This window comes from Bartonella sp. MR168JLCBS (genome assembly GCF_042194175.1).
The window spans coordinates 1-619 of the sequence record NZ_JBHIMP010000501.1 but is presented as its reverse complement, the minus strand read 5'-3'; the positions used below and the strand labels follow the sequence as shown (position 1 = coordinate 619).

General features: G+C 34.4%; 1 protein-coding gene. It reads right to left on the bottom strand.

Annotated elements, in window-relative coordinates:
- On the bottom strand, window positions 1–271 hold a 271-nt coding region (locus ACFIK8_RS12260), incomplete at its 3' end, for a PHP domain-containing protein (RefSeq protein ID WP_375669587.1).
- Window positions 272–619 lie beyond the last annotated feature (348 nt).

Here is a 619-nt window from a genome sequence, read left to right as displayed (position 1 = left end):
CATTTCCATCGCCAAAATCAATTGTGAGCTGACAGCCTATTATAGGTTGAATACCATGAGAAAAACAATGCTGCGAAAATTCTAAAGCACCAAATAAATTATTCGTATCCGTAATAGCAACTGCTGGCATAGCATCAGAAATTGCATGTTGAATAATTTGTGGAACTTTCAAAGCCCCCTCAAGGAGGGAATAAGCTGAGTGTACCCTCAAATGAATAAAACGAGGAAGAGAATTCGTATCATCTCGTATTTTACTTCTATCCTCTGACACTCCCACAATTTCCCGCTACAAAATAAATATCAAATCGCAGCTCTCATTCGTCTCTTAACCGAGAGCATTTTTATGCATCATGCTAATACACCCCTTCAGCCCCCACATATCGGCAAGATACTTCATTTTTATCTATATTGCGTATTAGAATTCTATCAAGAAAATACCTAATAATTATAACAAAGAAATGCACAAAAATAAAAAAGAGCAAATTGTACAGAATATTATTGATATTGGCACTCTTTGCTTATTGTATCCTTATTTTACACTCCTTTAAACTTTCATTTTTATGCTTAAAACTCAAAGTATCAATTAAGCAACTTCTCCTGAGATATTCAGTGAGTTATC